Source organism: Streptomyces sp. NPDC054765, assembly GCF_053612065.1.
Window position 1 is genome coordinate 58,608 of the sequence record NZ_JBSHBP010000019.1, and the last position, 17,608, is coordinate 76,215.

14 protein-coding genes are annotated in these 17,608 nt (G+C 73.1%); 9 read left to right on the top strand and 5 right to left on the bottom strand.

The annotated features are described in order from the left end of the window. Nucleotides 1–95: 95 nt before the first annotated feature. On the bottom strand, nucleotides 96–1,040 hold the full coding sequence (locus tag ACWGJY_RS15020) for an esterase/lipase family protein (protein ID WP_453261222.1): 945 nt from the start codon (nucleotides 1,038–1,040) through the stop codon (nucleotides 96–98). Nucleotides 1,041–1,415: 375 nt separating this feature from the next. On the opposite strand from ACWGJY_RS15020, the gene ACWGJY_RS15025 reads away from it, so the two are divergent. After that, nucleotides 1,416–1,874: a cobalamin B12-binding domain-containing protein gene (locus ACWGJY_RS15025; protein ID WP_453261223.1), complete on the top strand. Its 459-nt coding sequence runs from the start codon at nucleotides 1,416–1,418 to the stop codon at nucleotides 1,872–1,874. A gap of 83 nt (nucleotides 1,875–1,957) precedes the next feature. On the opposite strand, the gene ACWGJY_RS15030 is transcribed toward ACWGJY_RS15025, so the two are convergent. Continuing rightward, on the bottom strand, nucleotides 1,958–3,802 hold the full coding sequence (locus tag ACWGJY_RS15030; protein WP_453261224.1) for a DUF5691 domain-containing protein: 1,845 nt from the start codon (nucleotides 3,800–3,802) through the stop codon (nucleotides 1,958–1,960). A gap of 53 nt (nucleotides 3,803–3,855) precedes the next feature. Here ACWGJY_RS15030 and ACWGJY_RS15035 point away from each other — a divergent pair, with 53 nt between their 5' ends. Beyond that, nucleotides 3,856–3,990, top strand: coding sequence for a hypothetical protein (locus tag ACWGJY_RS15035; protein WP_453261225.1), 135 nt, complete (start codon nucleotides 3,856–3,858; stop codon nucleotides 3,988–3,990). A 92-nt stretch (nucleotides 3,991–4,082) separates the two neighbouring features. On the opposite strand, the gene ACWGJY_RS15040 is transcribed toward ACWGJY_RS15035, so the two are convergent. Next, a complete protein-coding gene (locus ACWGJY_RS15040) occupies nucleotides 4,083–5,468 on the bottom strand; it encodes an SWIM zinc finger family protein (RefSeq protein ID WP_453261226.1) in 1,386 nt (461 codons plus the stop codon). A 188-nt stretch (nucleotides 5,469–5,656) separates the two neighbouring features. Here ACWGJY_RS15040 and ACWGJY_RS15045 point away from each other — a divergent pair, with 188 nt between their 5' ends. The 5 genes from ACWGJY_RS15045 to ACWGJY_RS15065 all read left to right on the top strand — a co-directional run bounded on the left by ACWGJY_RS15045 (nucleotide 5,657) and on the right by ACWGJY_RS15065 (nucleotide 13,332). Next, on the top strand, nucleotides 5,657–6,790 hold the full coding sequence (locus ACWGJY_RS15045) for an ATP-binding protein (RefSeq protein WP_453261273.1): 1,134 nt from the start codon (nucleotides 5,657–5,659) through the stop codon (nucleotides 6,788–6,790). Beyond that, complete coding sequence (locus tag ACWGJY_RS15050) at nucleotides 6,787–9,405, top strand: DUF5682 family protein (protein WP_453261227.1); 2,619 nt, start codon at nucleotides 6,787–6,789, stop codon at nucleotides 9,403–9,405. The genes ACWGJY_RS15045 and ACWGJY_RS15050 overlap by 4 nt, the downstream gene beginning before the upstream one ends. Nucleotides 9,406–9,425: 20 nt before the next feature. Then, nucleotides 9,426–10,751, top strand: coding sequence for a VWA domain-containing protein (locus tag ACWGJY_RS15055; protein WP_453261228.1), 1,326 nt, complete (start codon nucleotides 9,426–9,428; stop codon nucleotides 10,749–10,751). A gap of 133 nt (nucleotides 10,752–10,884) precedes the next feature. Then, nucleotides 10,885–11,775: a hypothetical protein gene (locus ACWGJY_RS15060; RefSeq protein ID WP_453261229.1), complete on the top strand. Its 891-nt coding sequence runs from the start codon at nucleotides 10,885–10,887 to the stop codon at nucleotides 11,773–11,775. Between the two features lie 93 nt (nucleotides 11,776–11,868). After that, the gene (locus ACWGJY_RS15065; protein WP_453261230.1) at nucleotides 11,869–13,332 is read left to right on the top strand and encodes a hypothetical protein; all 1,464 of its coding nucleotides are present in this window, start codon (nucleotides 11,869–11,871) and stop codon (nucleotides 13,330–13,332) included. 125 nt (nucleotides 13,333–13,457) lie between these two features. Here the strand turns inward: ACWGJY_RS15065 and ACWGJY_RS15070 are convergent, their stop codons facing one another. After that, complete coding sequence (locus tag ACWGJY_RS15070; protein WP_453261231.1) at nucleotides 13,458–13,583, bottom strand: hypothetical protein; 126 nt, start codon at nucleotides 13,581–13,583, stop codon at nucleotides 13,458–13,460. Between the two features lie 738 nt (nucleotides 13,584–14,321). Between ACWGJY_RS15070 and sucC the strand changes: the two genes are divergently transcribed. Both sucC and sucD read left to right on the top strand, forming a co-directional pair. Further along, a complete protein-coding gene (gene sucC / locus ACWGJY_RS15075; protein ID WP_453261232.1) occupies nucleotides 14,322–15,497 on the top strand; it encodes an ADP-forming succinate--CoA ligase subunit beta in 1,176 nt (391 codons plus the stop codon). 20 nt (nucleotides 15,498–15,517) lie between these two features. Then, on the top strand, nucleotides 15,518–16,402 hold the full coding sequence (sucD, locus tag ACWGJY_RS15080; RefSeq protein ID WP_453261233.1) for a succinate--CoA ligase subunit alpha: 885 nt from the start codon (nucleotides 15,518–15,520) through the stop codon (nucleotides 16,400–16,402). Nucleotides 16,403–16,646: 244 nt separating this feature from the next. Here sucD and ACWGJY_RS15085 read toward each other — a convergent pair whose 3' ends face one another. Beyond that, on the bottom strand, nucleotides 16,647–17,534 hold the full coding sequence (locus ACWGJY_RS15085) for an RNA polymerase sigma factor (protein WP_453261234.1): 888 nt from the start codon (nucleotides 17,532–17,534) through the stop codon (nucleotides 16,647–16,649). Nucleotides 17,535–17,608: the final 74 nt, after the last annotated feature.

Here is a 17,608-nt window from a genome sequence, read left to right on the forward strand (position 1 = left end):
TGTTTGTTCGACCGCGAGTCAAGATCCTGCCGCCTGTGCGGCGCGGATTCGGCCTCGCACGGGACCGGCCGGCGGGCCGTTTGCGCCGGCCGGGGTCAGGCCACCGATATGACGTCCGCGGCTTCATCTGCCGTCCCGGCCGAGGCCAGTGCCTCGCGTATGCCGGCGGCGACCGTGCCGTTGACCGGTAGTGCGAGATGTCCGACACCGGCGACATGAACGTGGTGCGTGAGCAAATCCGGGTGATCGATTCTGGCCGTTGTGGCGGGAACCATCACCTGGTCCTCCTCGCTCCAGAAAGCGACAAACTGCGTCCGGCAATTCGGCGCCGGAAGCGACAACTCCGCAATCACCTCGGAATCGGGGCGCATCTGGCGGACGATCGGGTGCGCCGACATCAGGGGCGCGAAACGGGTGCCGGAGTGCGGGGTGCCGAGTGTGACCACCGTACGGACCCGGGTGTCGCCGCCGAGCCGCTGCACGTAATAGCGGGCGATGAGCCCGCCCAGGCTGTGGCCCACGAGATCCACCCGGCGATGACCGGTGCGCGCACACACCTCCTCCACATGGCGGCTGAGCAACTCGGCGGCCTTACGGAGATCGCAGGTCAGTGGGGAGTAGTTGAGCGCCTCGACATGGCGCCAGCCGTGCCGGTGCAGCGAGCGGCGCAGCAGCAGGAAGACGGAGCGGTTGTCGATGAAGCCATGGAGCAGAAGGACCGGCGGATGGGACCGGCCCTCGGTCGGCAGCAGTGACGGCGCGCCGGGAGCGGGCTGCCGGGCGTCCGGTGCCGGGTGCGTCTCCGGCGGCTCGGCGGTGGAGTGGGGTGCGGGTCGTGGCACGGGTCGTGGCACAGGTCGTTCCTGGGAGATGCCGGTCGGGTAGAGGAGGAGATGGCCGGCGAGGACCGCCAACTCCACGACCGTGCTGCGCAGGAGCAGGGAAGGGGTGCGGAGGGGGAGCTGACGGGCGCGCTGGAGCGGCACGGCGAGCAGGCGCGTGAACAGAAGAGGGGCGGAGAGAAAGGGCAGGGCCTTCATGGCCGACCTCCCGAACGGCACGCGGGAGGCGGCTCCGGCCCCCGTGTGCCCTCGTGGGGAGCCATGAGCAGCGACGGCGAGGATGCGGCGTACTCGCCCTGATGCGCGCCCGGCGGCGCGGTGGCCCGGCTGCGGCTCCCCGTGCGCCCGCCCCGCGCGCACGGAGCCACCCGGCCATGGCGGCACGACACGCGGAACACGGCGCGTAGCGAACGTGTCCCATGTGTGATTTCCCCCTCCCCGGATGTCACGAAACGGCTGGGTACGGGATGCTGGCGATAACGTTCGTTCACGCTCGTGGCCGCCGGATCGCGGTCGCGCGATCGGTTGTCGGCTCGGCGGCACCACAGTGCCGTGCATGGCTTGGAGGCAGTGATGAGTGTGGCTCGGCATGACGGAGCGCAAGCGGAGAGCCAGGGCGCGGCGGGCAGGTCGGGGCCGATCCGGGTGGTCGTGGCCAAGCCGGGCCTGGACGGGCACGACCGGGGGGCCAAGGTCATCGCGCGGGCGCTGCGCGACGCCGGTATGGAGGTGATCTACACCGGGCTGCACCAGACCCCGGAGCAGATCGTCGACACCGCGATCCAGGAGGACGCCGACGCGATCGGGCTGTCCATCCTCTCCGGCGCGCACAACACCCTCTTCGCGAAGGTCATCGCCCTGTTGGAGGAGCGCGAAGCGGCGGACATCAAGGTCTTCGGCGGCGGCATCATCCCCGAGGCCGACATCGCCCCGCTCAAGGCACAGGGCGTGGCGGAGATCTTCACGCCGGGTGCGACGACTGCCTCGATCGTGGAGTGGGTCAACGCGAACGTGCGCTCGCCGGCGGCCTGAGGCGCCGGGGAGCCGGGGGACGAGGACGGAGACCGGCCGGGGCACGCGGGTGCGTCCGGCGCGGGTGCGTCCGGCGCGGAAAATCATGGCGCGAAGGGCCGGCGCGTGCCCCGGCCCGGGGCGTCGGTCGGGGTACCGGTACTGATGCCGGCACCGGTACTGGTGCTGGTGCCGGTGCCGGTGTCTGTGTCTGTGCCGGTGCGGGTGTCTGTGCCGGTGTCGAAGTCCGCGCCGGGGCCCGCGCCCGCGCCCGTGCCCGTGCCGGTGCCGGCGTCGGGGCGGGTGCCGGGGGCGTGCTCGTCCGCGCTGTGGTGGCCGGTGGCCGGCGGGGTGAACTCCGCGTGCATGGTGGCGCGGAGGCGCAGGGTGCCGACCAGGCGCTGGAAGGCCTCGGACCAGTAGCCGCCGGAGCCCGGAGAGGCGCCCTCCGGCTCGTCCGTGACGGCGGTGAGCATGTCGAGACGGTCGGCCGCGGCCGGGTCGAGGCAACGCTCGGCCAGGCCCATCACCCCGCTGAAGCTCCAGGGATAGCTGCCCGCGTCCCGGGCGATGTCCAGGGCGTCGACGACCGCCCCGCCCAGCGGCTCGGCCCAGGGGACCGCGCACACCCCGAGCATCCGGAAGGCTTCCGACAGGCCGTGCGCCGCAATGAACTCCGCCACCCACCAGGCCCGTTCCTCGTCGGGCAGCACGGTCAGCAGCTTCGTCAGATCCCGTGACGAGCCGGCCGGTGAGGCGTCGTCCGCCCGGGACGGAGCGCCCGGCGCGCCCAGCAGTGCCCGTGCCCAGCCGGTGTTCCGCTGGCGCACGGCGGCGCGGCACCAGGCGTCGTGCAGCTCCGTCCGCCAGTCGTCGCCCACCGGCAGCGCGACGATCGCCGCCGCGTCGCGGCCCCCGAACCGTGCATGCCAGCCGTCCAGCGGTGCCGCCTCCACCAACTGGCCCAGCCACCAGGACCGTTCGCCCCGTCCGGACGGCGGTTTGGGTGCCACGCCGTCCCGTTGCATCTCCGCATCGCACTCGTGCGGGGCCTCTACGGCGATCACCGGGGTGGTGGCCGTACGGTCCAGGCCGATGCAGGTGTGCGCACGCTGCCCCACACGGGCCGCGAGTGCGGAGCCGGGCAGGGCGGAGAGCAGCTCGGCGGCCGTCGCCCGGACGTTGCGGCTGCGGTCGGACAGTGCCTGTTCGAGGAACGGCTCATCGGCCGTCGAGAGGCCCTCGCGCAGCGAATCGAGGAACATCAGACGGTCCTCGGCCCGCTCCGTGGACCAGGTCGTGGCCAGCAGTGCCAGGGCGGCCTGCGGGTCCTGGCGGCGCAGTGCGGTCAGCAGGGCGACCCGCTCCGCGAACAGGCCCTCCTCCCATTGCCGGCGTACGCTCTCGGGATCGTCGTCCCCGGGGGGCCCGGCCGGGCCGCCCGCACGCTCGGCTCCGCTCCAGAGGGAGGTGCCTCCCTCCCCGCGGAGCGCGAATTTCCATTCGCCGTTGAGCCGCGCCAGCCACAGCGCACGCGGGCCCGCCAGCGCCAGCGCGGCGGGCCGCAGGTCCGTACGGGCACGGGCGGCGTCGAGCAGTGCGGGCAGCAGTGACTCCGGGGCGCGGTAGCCGAACTCACCGGCGGTGGCCAGCCACTGGGGCAGCAGTTCGGCGAGGTCGGGGGCCGTGCCGCGGCGGCTGCCGCCTCCGGTGCCGCCGCGGCCGGCGAGCAGCAGGGACAGCCGGCGGTGCGCGGCGGGCGGCAACGGGGGCCGAGGGTCGGCCGGGGCCGGGGCGGGCCGCTCACCGGCCGGCGCGGGGCGCAGTGCGGCGCGCCGGCGCACTGTGCTGACCGCGGCCGCATCCAGCAGCGCGGCCGCGGCACCCTGCCCGGACCGTGCCGCCACCGGTGGCGTCCGCCGTTCGGTCCCGAGGAGCGCGGCGCTCACGAGATCGGCCCAGGGGGCAGGGGCGGACGGGGTGGGTGCAGGGGGCACAGCCGGTGAAGCGGGTGAAGCGGGTGAAGCGGATGAAGCGGATGAAGCGGGAGTGGCTGGTGAAGCGGCAGTGGCTGGTGAAGCGGGCCTGGTGGGTGAAGTGGGAACGGCCGGTGGAGCGGGAGTGCTCGGTGAAGTAGGCGTGGGGGTGCTCGTCATGCCCTTCCTCCAGGCATCGGTGGTGGACGGTGTGCGCGGGGTGGCGGGGCCGGCGTCGGGCCCGGGGCCCGGGTCACAGGGACACCGGGGCAGGGTCCCAGGCGGTCAGCGGCAGAAAGCCGCGGTGGCCGCATTCGCCGAAGACCGTGATCGGCGCCCCGCCCGATATGGCGGCCAGCTGCCACAGGCTCGTACGGCCCGGACAGCGCGGGTCGAGCGGGAGCGCCGACTCTCCTTCCGCGTCGGCCAGTTGCCAGCTCTTTCCGTCATGGCTCGGTATCGGCAGGACCTCGGTGAGCACCACCGGCCAGGAATCCAGCCACGGGTCGTCACGCAGCGCATCGCCGTACGCGGCCAGGGCGGCATCGATGCCGCAGCCGGGTGGGACGGACCCCGGAACCGCCGGGGCATGCCGCTCACCCAGGGCGGCGCGCAGCGGGCGGGCGCCCGGGTAGTAGGCGAGATCCGCATCGAGCACCAGACCCGGTGGCAGGGCCAGGTCCAGGGGGCGCACGGGATGGCCGCCCCCTCGGACGGAGCCGCCGAAGGAGAGATGCAGTGCCATCCGGCCGGTCCGCTCGCCCCGCAGATGGATTCTGCGGGTGCTCAACTTGCCGTCGTCACAGTCCTGTTGGGCGAGAACCAGCCAGCGGTCCCGGAGCGGCGCCGCGCCGGGACCGGTCAGCAGATCCGCCGCCTCCGTGGTCAGCCCGACGCGTGAACGGACCGTCGCCGCAAGCGGGGCCGGAAGCCGTTCGATACCGAGGAACGCCTGGTCGAGGAGGTGCAGCAGGGCACACTCCTCCAGCAGCTTGGCGGGCCAGCCCGGTCCGGAAGACACCGCCGAGCCCAACTCCCGCACCCGCGACGCGAGACCGGGGGCCTGGGCGTCGACCATGCGGGCGGCCGTCTCGTCCCAGGAGCCTCCCCCCTCGGCGCGCTCGGCCGAGGCCAGGCCGGACCGGAGCAGATCCTCCAGGCGCTGCTCCAGCTCCGTGGCACCCGCGCCGATGCGCTGCAGCCGGCGCTCCGCACGCCGGCCGGCCGCTTCCGGGTCGGCCGGCGCACGCGACGGAGCACCGCCGCCCGCGGGCGGGTGCGCGGACCGCTCGGCGCGCTCCCGGCGTCCGGCCAGCCACTCGCCCGCCCACTGCGCCGGTTCGGCCGCCGCCACCTCCCGGCCGTCGCCCGCCCAGAGCAGCAGCAGCCCCAGCGCGTGCTTGCACGGGAACTTACGGCTCGGGCAGCTGCACTTGAAGGCGGGACCATCGATGTCCACAACCGTCTGATACGGCTTCTTTCCGCTGCCCTTGCACTGCCCCCACACCGCGCTTCCGTCCGCGCCCGTTTCCGACCACGGTCCCGGCGCCGCGAGCTTGCCGCCCGCCTTGCGTGAAGCCTCGTCAGGCGCCAGCGCGAGCACCTGATCCGTCGTCCAGCGTTCCCCCTGCGGATTCATGTCCTCGACGCTACGACGCCCCACTGACAATCGCCGCGGCCCGCGATGAACTCGCAGGCCGGGGTGGGTTTTCGGGGGATTGTCAGTGGCGTGGTGCAGGCTTGATCCCGCAAGCGGCCGCAGGGATTTCGAGGTCCCGGCCGCAGACGTTGCGACGAGGGGGAACCATGTCCGAGAACCGCTTCCGGATGACGGACGACGAGAACGATCCGAGCGACGGGACCGCGCCGCAGGCCGCCGGCGGCGAAGCCCTGCGGCCGCACGCCGAGGACACTTTCGCGCAGGAGCTGAAGGCCCTCGCGGCGGCCGACGACCGGCCGCGGCCGGAGCGCTGGCGGCTCTCGCCGTGGGCGGTCGCCACCTACCTTCTCGGCGGCACCCTCGCGGACGGCACGGTCATCACGCCCAAATATGTCGGCCCGCGCCGGATCGTCGAGGTCGCCGTGACGACCCTCGCGACGGACCGCGCACTGCTCCTGCTCGGCGTGCCCGGCACCGCGAAGACATGGGTGTCCGAGCATCTGGCGGCAGCCGTCAGCGGCGACTCCACCCTGCTCGTGCAGGGCACGGCCGGCACACCCGAAGAGGCGATCCGCTACGGCTGGAACTACGCCCAGCTGCTCGCGAACGGCCCCAGCCGCGAGGCGCTGGTGCCCAGTCCGGTGATGCGCGCGATGGCGCAGGGCATGACCGCGCGGGTCGAGGAGCTGACCCGGATCCCCGCCGACGTCCAGGACACCCTCATCACGGTCCTGTCGGAAAAGACCCTGCCCATCCCGGAGCTGGGGCAGGAAGTGCAGGCGGTCCGCGGCTTCAATCTGATCGCCACCGCCAATGACCGCGACCGCGGGGTGAACGAACTCTCCAGCGCGCTGCGCCGCCGCTTCAACACCGTCGTCCTGCCGCTGCCCGCGACCCCCGACGAAGAGGTGGACATCGTCTCGCGCCGGGTCGAACAGATCGGGCGCTCGCTGGATCTTCCGGGCGGAGCGGAGGGCCTGGACGAGATCCGCCGGGTCGTCACGGTCTTCCGTGAGCTGCGCGCCGGTCTCACCGCCGACGGCCGGACCAAGCTCAAGTCGCCCTCCGGCACCCTCTCCACGGCCGAGGCCATCTCGGTGGTGACGAACGGGCTGGCGCTGGCCACCCACTTCGGGGACGGGGTGCTGCGCTCCGGAGACGTGGCCGCGGGCATCCTGGGCGCCGTGGTCCGCGACCCGGCGGCGGACCGGGTCGTATGGCAGGAGTACCTGGAGACCGTGGTGCGCGAGCGCGACGGCTGGAAGGACTTCTACCGCGCCTGCCGGGAGGTGAGCGCATGACCGGGCCGGTGCTGCTCGGGGTGCGGCATCACGGCCCCGGGTCGGCGCGGGCGGTGCTGGCCGCTCTGGACCGGTGCCGGCCGGATGCGGTCCTGATCGAGGGACCACCGGAGGCGGACGCGCTGGTACCGCTGGCCGCCCAGGAGGAGATGCGGCCGCCCGTCGCGCTGCTCGCCCATGCACAGGACGATCCCGGCCGCGCGGCATTCTGGCCGCTGGCGGAGTTCTCGCCGGAGTGGGTGGCGATGCGCTGGGCCCTGGAGCGCGGCGTCCCCGTCCGCTTCATCGATCTGCCCGCGGCACACTCCCTGGCGATGAGCGACGACGGGCAGACGGCCGGTGGGGAGGCGGCCGACGCGGATCCGGCCGACGGCAGCGGATCCGGCGCGCAGGAGGGTGCCGCAGAGGCAGAGGCAGAGGCAGAGGCAGAGGCAGAGGCAGAGGCAGAGACCGGGGCCGGGGCCGAGGTGCGGGTCGACCCGATCCGGGCGCTGGCCGAGGCGGCCGGGTACGACGATCCCGAGCGCTGGTGGGAGGACGTGGTCGAGCACCGCGGGAGCGGCGGAGGCACCGGGAGCGGGGGCGGCCCCGGAACCGGATACGGAGGTGGCCCCGGTACGGATGCACTCGCCCCGTTCGCGGCGCTGGCCGAGGCGATGGCGGCGCTGCGCGAGACGTACGGGGACGGCGGCCATGACCGTGACCCGGTGCGCGAGGCCCATATGCGCCTGCGACTGCGCGCCGCGCGACGGGAGTTCGGCGACGGCATCGCCGTGGTGTGCGGCGCCTGGCACGTCCCGGCCCTCACCTACCGCACCACCGTGACCGCCGACCGGCAGCTGCTCAAGGGCCTGCCGAAGGTGAAGGCGGCGGTGACCTGGGTGCCCTGGACGCACCGACGGCTCTCCCGCCACAGCGGCTACGGCGCCGGTATCGCCTCCCCCGGGTGGTACGGCCATCTCTTCAGCGCCCCCGACCGCCCCGTCGAACGCTGGCTGACCAAGGCCGCCGGGCTGCTCCGCGAGGAGGACTACGCCGTCTCGTCGGCACATGTCATCGAAGCGGTGCGGCTCGCCGAGGGGCTGGCCACGGTCCGCGGCCGCCCGCTGGCCGGGCTGACGGAACTGGACGACGCGGTCCGGGCCGTCATGGGGGACGGCTCCGACGCCCCGTCCTCGCTGATCCACGACCGGCTGGTGGTCGGGGATGCGCTGGGCGAGGTCCCGGACGACGCCCCCGCGGTACCGCTGCAACGCGACATCGCTCGCAGCGGGCGGACGCTGCGGCTCAAACCGGAGGCGCTGGAACGGGAACTGGAGCTGGACCTGCGCAAGGAGACCGACGCCGGCCGCAGCCGTCTGCTGCACCGGCTCCGGCTGCTCGCCATCCCCTGGGGCGAACCCACCCGCTCCCGTGGCAGCACCGGCACCTTCCGGGAGACCTGGCGGCTGTGCTGGGAGCCCGAACTGTCGGTGCGGGTCGCGGAGGCCGGCATCTGGGGCACGACGGTGCTCTCGGCCGCCACCGCCAAGGCCGCGTCCGAGGCGTCCGCGGCGGCCACACTCGCCGAGGTGACGGCGCTCGCCGAGCGCTGTCTGCTCGCCGAACTCCCCGACGCCCTCCCGGTGGTGATGCGGGCACTGTCGGACCGTGCGGCGCTGGACGCGGACGTGGGCCATCTCGCCCAGGCGCTGCCCGCCCTCGTACGGTCCGTGCGCTACGGCGATGTGCGCGGCACGGAGACGGCGGTGCTGCGCGAGGTGGCAATCGGCCTGGCCGAGCGGGTCTTCGTCGGACTGCCGCCGGCCTGCCTGGGCCTGGATGCCGACGGCGCCGCCGCCATGCGCGGCCATCTCGACGCCACCCACCGGGCCGTCGGCCTCCTCGGCCGGCCGGAGGCCGGGCGGCAGCCCGGACCGCAGGACCTGCGGGCGCGGTGGGCCGGGGTGCTGCGGGCGGTGAGCGAACGGGACGCCGTACCGGGTCTGATCCGCGGTCGGGCGGCCCGGCTGCTGCTGGACGACGGCGAGTTGGGCGACGGGGGAGCGGAACGGCTGATGGGGCTCGCCCTCTCGCCGGGCACCCCGCCCACCGACGCCGCCGGATGGATCGAGGGGTTCGTCGGCGGCGGCGGCGACGGCGGTCTGCTGCTGGTCCACGACGAACGGCTGCTCGCACTGGTCGACGGCTGGCTGACCGGAGTGCCGGACGCCGCGTTCACGGACGTTCTGCCGCTGCTGCGCCGGACGTTCGCGGCGTACGAGACCGGAGTGCGGCGCACACTCGGCGAGCTGGTCCGCCGTGGCCCCACGTCCCCGTCCCGCCGTCCGGCCGGTGACGCCCCGGACGCCGGCGCGCCCGGTTTCGGCCCCGGCCTGGACCGCGACCGCGCCGCGGCCGTGCTCCCCACCCTGCGCATGCTGCTGGGAATCGGCGCCCCCGGCTTCGGCGACGAACCGGACGATGAACCGGACGACGAGCCGGGCCCGGGGCCGCACCATGTGCCGCATTCCGGGCCGCACCACGTGCCGCACTCCGGGCCGCACCATGTGCCGTCCGACGAGCAACCAGACACCGCCCGACCGGCCGACGACCTCACGGGGGCACGGACATGACCAGTACGACACCGGCCCCGATGGCAACGGCAGTGACAGCAGTGACAGCGGCGAGAGTGGCGACAGCGGCGACAGCGGCGACAGCGAAGGCAACGGCCACCGCCCCGACGCCGGCCGCGGCCGAGGACCCCGCCCCTGACTCCCCCTCCATCCCCTCCATCCCCGCTTCCGCTCCCGCCCCCACCTCCGAAGCCGAGCGGCTGCGCCGTTGGCGGCTGGTGCTCGGCGGCGGCGGTGCGGACGGCACCGGATGTGAACTACGGGGGCGTGACGCGGCGATGGACGGGGCACTGGCCTCGCTCTACGGCCGGGAGCAGGGGAACGGCAAGGGGCCCGGCGGCGGCAGGCGTTCGGCGGGGCTCGGGGCTTCGGCGCCGGGGGTGGCGCGTTGGCTGGGTGACATCCGTACGTACTTCCCGTCCTCCGTGGTGCAGGTGATGCAGCGCGACGCCATCGACCGGCTGGGGCTTTCCACACTGCTGCTGGAACCGGAGATGCTGGAGGCCGTCGAGGCGGATGTGCATCTGGTGGGCACCCTGCTCTCGCTCAACAAGGTCATGCCGGAAACGACCAAGGAGACCGCCCGTGCCGTCGTCCGCAAGGTCGTCGGGCAACTGGAAAAGAAGCTGGCGCAGCGCACCCGCGCCACACTCACCGGCGCACTGGACCGCTCCGCCCGGATCAGCCGGCCGCGCCATCGCGATATCGACTGGGACCGTACGATCCGGGCGAACCTCAAGAACTACCTCCCGGAGTACCGCACGGTCGTTCCCGAGCGGCTGATCGGCTACGGCCGCTCGGCGCAGTCGGTGAAGAAGGACGTGGTGCTCTGCATCGACCAGTCCGGTTCGATGGCCGCCTCGGTCGTCTATGCCTCGGTGTTCGGCGCGGTGCTCGCCTCCATGCGGGCTCTCGACACCCGGCTGGTCGTCTTCGACACCGCGGTGGTCGATCTGACGGACCAACTGGACGACCCGGTCGATGTCCTGTTCGGCACCCAGCTCGGCGGCGGCACGGACATCAACCGTGCGCTCGCCTACTGCCAGTCCCGCATCACCCGCCCCACCGAAACCGTCGTCGTCCTCATCAGCGACCTCTACGAGGGCGGCATCCGGGACGAGATGCTCAAGCGGGTCGCCGCGATGAAGGCGTCCGGCGTGCAGTTCGTGACGTTGCTTGCGCTCTCCGACGAGGGGGCACCCGCCTACGACCGTGATCACGCCGCGGCCCTCGCGGCCCTGGGCGCACCGGCGTTCGCCTGCACTCCGGATCTGTTTCCGGACGTGATGGCGGCCGCGATCGAGAAACGTCCGCTGCCCATACCGGACATGGCGGAGCAACGGTGACAGGAACCCCCTGGGGACTTGCGTGGCACCTGGCCCCTCATGCAAGGATCAGGCCATCGCTCGATCGCCCGCGACGCGCGTGACACCGGGGCCGTGTGCCTGGGGTGTCCCCGTCCGTATGGGAAGGTCCCCCTTGTCTGCTGTGTTCGCCCTGCCTGCCGCCGTGCGCCTGCCGCGCACGGTGGCCGTGCGGCGTGCGCTGCTGGCGGGGCTCTTCCTGGCGGGCTTTGTCGCTCTCGGCTTCGCCTTCGGCCCCGGCGCCCATGCCGACGACCGCACGCGGACAGCGGATCTGCCCGGGGTGGAGACCCCGGCGAAGTCCGCGGCCGGAGCGTCCGTCCCGGACCGGGCCGCCACCCGGGACGGGGCGACGGACCAGGCGAACCGCTTGTCCGGTTCCGGTTCCGGGGCCGCCCTCGCGCGGCAGGGCAAGACGTCCGGCGTGAAGCTCGCCGAGCGCACCCATGCCGCCTCCGACGCGGTGGCCAAGGCCGTACGGCCCGCCGCTGAGCAGGCCACGCCGGTCACCGGCCGGATCACCGAGCCGGTGAGCCGGGTCGTACGGGAGATCGGGGACTCGGCCGGTGCCGCGCTGCCCGTCCACCTCCCGTCCGGTGAGCACACGGGACGCCCCGGAGACGGCGCGACGCACCCGCACGGCCGTACGCCGGGCACGGCGCAGCCGGCCGGTCCGCGGACCGCTGCCACGGCGGCCGGTGCTTCCGCCGCCCAGTCGTCGCACCTCGTCGAGGACCTGCGCAAGCCGGCCGCCGAGCACCCCTCGGCCGCCGTCCACGAGCAGCAGGAACCCGGCCATCACGGCCTTCCGGGACAGTTCCCGCAGGCCCCGATGGCACCCACCTCGCACACCGCCGGTGACGGCCACGGTCCCCGTGGCGGGGACCAGCACGCCGCCGCCCCGGTGGAACCCCTGCGCTTCCGGCTGCTGCCCGGTGGCGTCCGCACGGCCGATGGCGCTCCGACGCGTCGGCGTGCCGAAGAAATCCTCGAATTCCCGGGCTAGGGCAGACCGCTCCGCGTCTGTAACTGACCTGCCGCGCGGGGGCGGGACAGGTCTGCCCTTTCACCCCTCCTGAATTCGAAGGACGTCACCTCCATGCGCTCGAACATCCGCCGTTCCATCGTCGTTGCCGCTGCCGCCACCGGTCTGTGGGCCCTGGGCTCCGCCGCCGCCAACGCCGCCGAGCTGCCCGTCGGCTCGGACCTGCCGGCCACCGGCTCGGTGACCGACACCGCCAAGCAGCTGCCCACGGGTGACGTGGCCGGCACCGCGACGAAGACGGCCAAGACCGTCATCACGACCGCCAAGACCGTCACCACGACTGCCAAGAAGACGGTGGGCGACGTGACCGGCAAGGCGACCGGCGCCCTCGGCGGCGGCGTGTCGGCCCAGGGTGTCGGCCTGCCGAAGACCGGTGCGGTGCAGAAGACCGCCGACCTGAACAAGGCCAAGAAGGCCGCGAAGGCCCTCAGCAAGAAGGCCGCCAAGGCCGCCAAGGCCGCGGACCTCGGCAAGGCCGGCCGCCTCGCGAACGGCACGCTGCCCTCCGTGCCGTCGCTGCCCGCGACCCCGGGCGTCCCGTCCGCCCACCTCCCCGGCGGTCTGCCCCAGGGCGTGCCCGGCACCCCGGCGCTGCCGAAGGTGCCCGCGCTGCCCAAGGCTCCGGGCTCGGTCGACAACCTGCTGGCCGGTCTCGCCGGTGCGGGCATCCGCCCCGAGCAGCTGACGAAGCAGGCCCAGGGCGGCCTTGCCACCGCCCGTCCGGTCGTCGACCACGCGGCCTCCGACGCGCTGCCGTCCGTCGCCCGCCGGGTTGTCGTCAAGGTCGTGCCGGTCGCCCAGGGTGCGGTCGGCGGTGCCGGTCAGCTCGCCGGTGACGCGGCCGGCCAGGCGACCCCGTTCGTGATCACGGTCGGCGGCCAGGCCCAGCTGTTCGCGCAGGGCACCGCCGCCGACGCGGTGCCGTTCGCCCGGGGTGCCGCTGCGGACGCCGCGCCGTTCGTCCAGGGGAAGGTGACCGGCACCGTGGCGTTCGCCCAGGGCGCGGCCACTGACGCCACCCCGTTCGCGCAGGGCCTGGCCGCCGTTGCGGTGTCCGACGCACGGGGCACCGCCGGTCAGGCCGCCGCCGGTGTGCAGGGCCTGACCCCGGTGAAGTCCGTGCCGGCCGTCCCGGGCGTCCCCGCCGTGCCGGGCGTCCCCGCCGTGCCGGCTGTCCCGTCCGTGCCTGCCGTCCCCTCCGTGCCGGCCGTCCCGTCCGTGCCCGCCGTCCCGGCCAACGTGACTCACGTCGTCCCCGCCGTCCCCGCCGTCCCGGCTGTCCCGTCCGTGCCCGCCGTCCCGGCGCACCTGACCGACGCCGTCCCGGCGCACCTGACCGACGCCGTCCCGGCCACCGTGACCGACGCCGTCCCGGCCGTGCCCGCCAAGGTGACCGACGCCGTCCCGGCCCACCTGGCCGACGCCGTGGCCGTCCCGGCCGTGCCCGCCCACCTGGCCGACCTGACCAACGCCGCCAACATCCCGGCGCTGCCCACCCTCCCGGTCCAGACCGTCTGAGGCCTCGGGCCGACACCACCGGCTCATCGGCCGCGGCGGCGGCCGATGCCGGAACACCCATGAACAGCCGGGCGGACCTCTGTGGGGGAGGGCCGCCCGGCCTTGGTGTATCCACCGCACCGCATTCACCGCACCGCATTCACCACCACGCCGCCGCCCACGCCAGTGCCCACGCCGGCCAACGAGCCGCCACCACCCGCGAGTTGGTACTCGCAGAAGCCGCGTGCGCGCCGCAGTGTCGCGTACGGCATGCGGTCCGCCTCGGTCCACTCCGGACCGGGGCCTTCGACGTAGTGGCACCGCCCTCGACCGGCCACGTCGAACCGCTACCGGAACCGCTGCCGGGACTGCACCTGACCCGCCACCGGAACTCTCACCGCAGCCGCACCCAGGACATCCCCGTGCCGAGGAAGCCGCCGGAAAGCCCGCGACATAAACGCCGGATACGTCGTATGCGTCATTCCGCTGCCTCTTCCCACCCGATTTCAGGCACCGAGTACGCGCCGAGTACGGCCCGAGTACGCGCCCAGTGCGTACTGAGTCCGCACTGAGTCCGCACTGACTCCGCACTGAGTCCGTACCGAGTACGAGGACGCGGAGAAATCGGGAAAGGGCGGGGGACGGCAGCTGCGGACGACGTCACGACCGCCCCCCGTCCCGGCCGTGACTCCGCCTCTCCCGGGCAGGTGGAACCCGGTCGGCAACCAGCCGACAACCAGCCGACAACCAGCCGACGACATGCGGAAATCCCGGGGACGCGTAACTTGGCCAAAAGATCTGTGATGGTAATCACCGCTGGAGTGTGATCTGCGATTTAGGGCCTCAGGTCCTGCGGCGATAACCTGCGAGACGGACATGCCGCGTATCCGGTCATCGTGTACGCCTCCCTCAGTGACAGCGCCGTCACGTTGCCCTTCGCGGCACGCCCATCGCAGACGAACGAACCGCGATCACTACGGCGATTCTGAGAAGACAAGGGACGGACGCGCGTGGACCTGTTCGAGTACCAGGCGAGGGACCTCTTCGCCAAGCACGGTGTACCGGTGCTGGCCGGTGAAGTCATCGACACGCCTGAGGCGGCGCGCGAGGCGACCCAGCGGCTGGGCGGCAAGTCGGTCGTCAAGGCGCAGGTGAAGGTCGGTGGCCGCGGCAAGGCCGGCGGCGTCAAGCTGGCCACCAGCGAGGACGACGCGGTCGAGAAGGCCGGTCAGATCCTGGGCATGGACATCAAGGGCCACACGGTCCACAAGGTGATGATCGCCGAGACCGCTCCGGAGATCGTCGAGGAGTACTACGTCTCGTACCTCCTCGACCGCACCAACCGCACCTTCCTGGCCATGGCCTCCGTCGCCGGCGGCATGGACATCGAGGAGGTCGCGGCCACCCGGCCCGACGAGCTCGCGAAGGTCCCGGTCGACGCCAACGAGGGCGTCACGATCGAGAAGGCCCGCGAGATCGTCGCCCAGGCCAAGTTCCCGGCCGAGGTTGCCGAGCAGGTCGCCGAGGTCATGGTGACCCTGTGGAAGACCTTCGTCGCCGAGGACGCGCTCCTCGTCGAGGTCAACCCCCTCGCCAAGGTCGCCAGCGGCGAGGTCATCGCCCTCGACGGCAAGGTGTCCCTGGACGAGAACGCCGAGTTCCGCCAGCCGGAGCACGAGGCGCTGGAGGACAAGGACGCAGCCAACCCGCTCGAGGCTGCGGCCAAGGCCAAGGGTCTGAACTACGTCAAGCTCGACGGCCAGGTCGGCATCATCGGCAACGGCGCGGGTCTCGTCATGAGCACCCTGGACGTCGTCGCCTACGCCGGCGAGAAGCACAGCAACGTCAAGCCCGCCAACTTCCTCGACATCGGTGGCGGCGCCTCCGCCGAGGTCATGGCGAACGGCCTGGAGATCATCCTCGGCGACCCGGACGTCAAGTCCGTGTTCGTCAACGTCTTCGGTGGCATCACCGCCTGTGACGAGGTCGCCAACGGCATCGTCCAGGCCCTGGAGCTGCTCAAGTCCAAGGGCGAGGACGTCAACAAGCCCCTGGTCGTGCGCCTCGACGGCAACAACGCGGAGCTCGGTCGCGAGATCCTGTCGAAGGCCAACCACCCGCTGGTGCAGCGCGTGGACACCATGGACGGCGCGGCCGACAAGGCCGCCGAGCTGGCTGCTAAGTAAAGGACGAGGACACAACAACCATGGCTATCTTCCTCACCAAGGAAAGCAAGGTCATCGTCCAGGGCATGACCGGTGCCACTGGCATGAAGCACACCAAGCTGATGCTCGGTGACGGCACCAACATCGTCGGCGGTGTGAACCCGCGCAAGGCCGGCACCAGCGTCGACTTCGAGGGCACCGAGGTACCCGTCTTCGGCTCGGTCGCCGAGGCGATGGAGAAGACCGGCGCCGATGTGTCCGTGCTCTTCGTGCCGCCGGCCTTCGCCAAGGCCGCCGTCGTCGAGGCGATCGACGCCGAGATCCCGCTCGCCGTCGTGATCACCGAGGGCATTGCCGTCCACGACTCCGCCGCCTTCTGGGCGTACGCGAAGTCCAAGGGCAACAAGACCCGGATCATCGGCCCGAACTGCCCCGGCCTGATCACCCCCGGTCAGTCCAACGCCGGCATCATCCCGGGCGACATCACCAAGCCCGGCCGCATCGGTCTGGTGTCGAAGTCCGGCACGCTGACCTACCAGATGATGTACGAGCTGCGTGACATCGGCTTCTCCTCGGCCGTCGGCATCGGTGGCGACCCGGTCATCGGCACCACGCACATCGACGCCCTCGCGGCGTTCGAGGCGGACCCCGACACCGACCTGATCGTGATGATCGGCGAGATCGGCGGCGACGCCGAGGAGCGTGCGGCCGACTTCATCAAGGCCAACGTCTCCAAGCCGGTCGTCGGCTACGTCGCGGGCTTCACCGCGCCCGAGGGCAAGACCATGGGCCACGCCGGCGCCATCGTCTCCGGCTCCTCCGGCACCGCCCAGGCGAAGAAGGAGGCCCTGGAAGCCGCCGGCGTCAAGGTCGGCAAGACCCCCTCGGAGACCGCGCGCCTGGCCCGCGAGATCCTCGGCGGCTGACTGCTGCCTCCCGGCCTCTCCGCCGGACCGGACGTACGCCGTCCCTGACGGCCGTCATGGATGCCGCCGGACCCCCGCCCCCGTGGCGGGGGTCCGGCGGTGTCTGCGTTCGGGGCGGGGGGTCCGGAGGCATCCGCGTTCGGGGCGGGCCCGAACTCCGCGTTCGGGGCGGGATCCGGGCCCGGACGGCAGGGGCGGCCGGCTGACCTGCGGCAGCACCCGGGCTGACGGACCAGCTGACGGACTAACGGACGTCGGGTGCCAGGCGGGCTTGCCGGAGCCGCTTGCGCACCACCGCGTTGCCGTACTTCCGGGTGTCGGCGCCGCGGCGCCCGGCCGGTGAGACGCGGGCGTGCGGTGCGGTCGCCAGGTGCTCGTCCGGCGGCGGTGTGTAGTGGTCCGGCGCCACGGTCATCATCACCAGTGTCGCCAGCGCGAACAGTCCGGTCAGCCCGAATGCCGCCCGTGTGGTCCGCAGATCGCGGCGTTCGCTGTCGCTCCGTACGCACGGTGCGGTGCCGGGTGCACCGTGCTGTGCGGCCGTCAGCCCGCTGAGCCGGACCCGCAGGATCTCGCCCTGCCGCACCGGCGGCTGCCCGGCGAGGCCCAGCTCCGGCAGCCGCGCGGCGACCTGCTCGCGGGCATGCGTCAGCCGCCCGGCCGCGGCGCGCGTACTCGCCTCGATCTCCGCCGCGGTTTCGTGGAGCCCCAGACCGACCCCGTCGTGCAGCAGGAGCGCCCGCCGGTACGGGGCGGGCAGGCTCAGCAGCGTCTCCAGCAGCGCACGGTCCGCGGGCTCGCCGCCCTCCTGGAACTGCCGCGGCTTACGGGCGGGCCGCAGCCCGGGGCACAGCCGGTGCCACGGCGTCAGCGCGTACTCGTACGCCGCCGCCCGCACCCACCCCGCCGGGTCGGGGTCCACTGCGACCTCGGGCCACCGCTGCCAGGCGAGCCGGAACCCCTGCTCCACGGCCCGCCGTGCGAGCCACGGGCGCCCGGTGAGCAGATACGTCTGCCGCGTCAGCGCCGCCGCGTGCCGGGTGTGGAGGTCGTCGAAGGCGGTGGCGGCGTGCTCGCGCCGTGGAGTCTCGCGCCGGGGCATCTCGCGCCGGGGCATCTCGCGCTGGGTCATACAGAGCAGTGTGGAAAACGCTCCTCACCGGATGCAGCGCGACACGTCGGGCATTTCGCCAGTGCAGGGATGAA

Bases quoted from the DNA above. Each gene is read 5' to 3' on its own strand.
- ACWGJY_RS15045 (WP_453261273.1), top strand. From the start codon at position 5,657: ATGACGGACGACGAGAACGATCCGAGCGACGGGACCGCGCCGCAGGCC.
- ACWGJY_RS15055 (WP_453261228.1), top strand. From the start codon at position 9,426: ATGGCAACGGCAGTGACAGCAGTGACAGCGGCGAGAGTGGCGACAGCG.
- ACWGJY_RS15050 (WP_453261227.1), top strand. From the start codon at position 6,787: ATGACCGGGCCGGTGCTGCTCGGGGTGCGGCATCACGGCCCCGGGTCG.
- ACWGJY_RS15040 (WP_453261226.1), bottom strand. From the start codon at position 5,468: ATGAATCCGCAGGGGGAACGCTGGACGACGGATCAGGTGCTCGCGCTG.
- ACWGJY_RS15025 (WP_453261223.1), top strand. From the start codon at position 1,416: ATGAGTGTGGCTCGGCATGACGGAGCGCAAGCGGAGAGCCAGGGCGCG.
- ACWGJY_RS15020 (WP_453261222.1), bottom strand. From the start codon at position 1,040: ATGAAGGCCCTGCCCTTTCTCTCCGCCCCTCTTCTGTTCACGCGCCTG.
- ACWGJY_RS15070 (WP_453261231.1), bottom strand. From the start codon at position 13,583: ATGCCGTACGCGACACTGCGGCGCGCACGCGGCTTCTGCGAGTACCAA.
- ACWGJY_RS15085 (WP_453261234.1), bottom strand. From the start codon at position 17,534: ATGACCCAGCGCGAGATGCCCCGGCGCGAGATGCCCCGGCGCGAGACT.
- ACWGJY_RS15065 (WP_453261230.1), top strand. From the start codon at position 11,869: ATGCGCTCGAACATCCGCCGTTCCATCGTCGTTGCCGCTGCCGCCACC.
- sucD (WP_453261233.1), top strand. From the start codon at position 15,518: ATGGCTATCTTCCTCACCAAGGAAAGCAAGGTCATCGTCCAGGGCATG.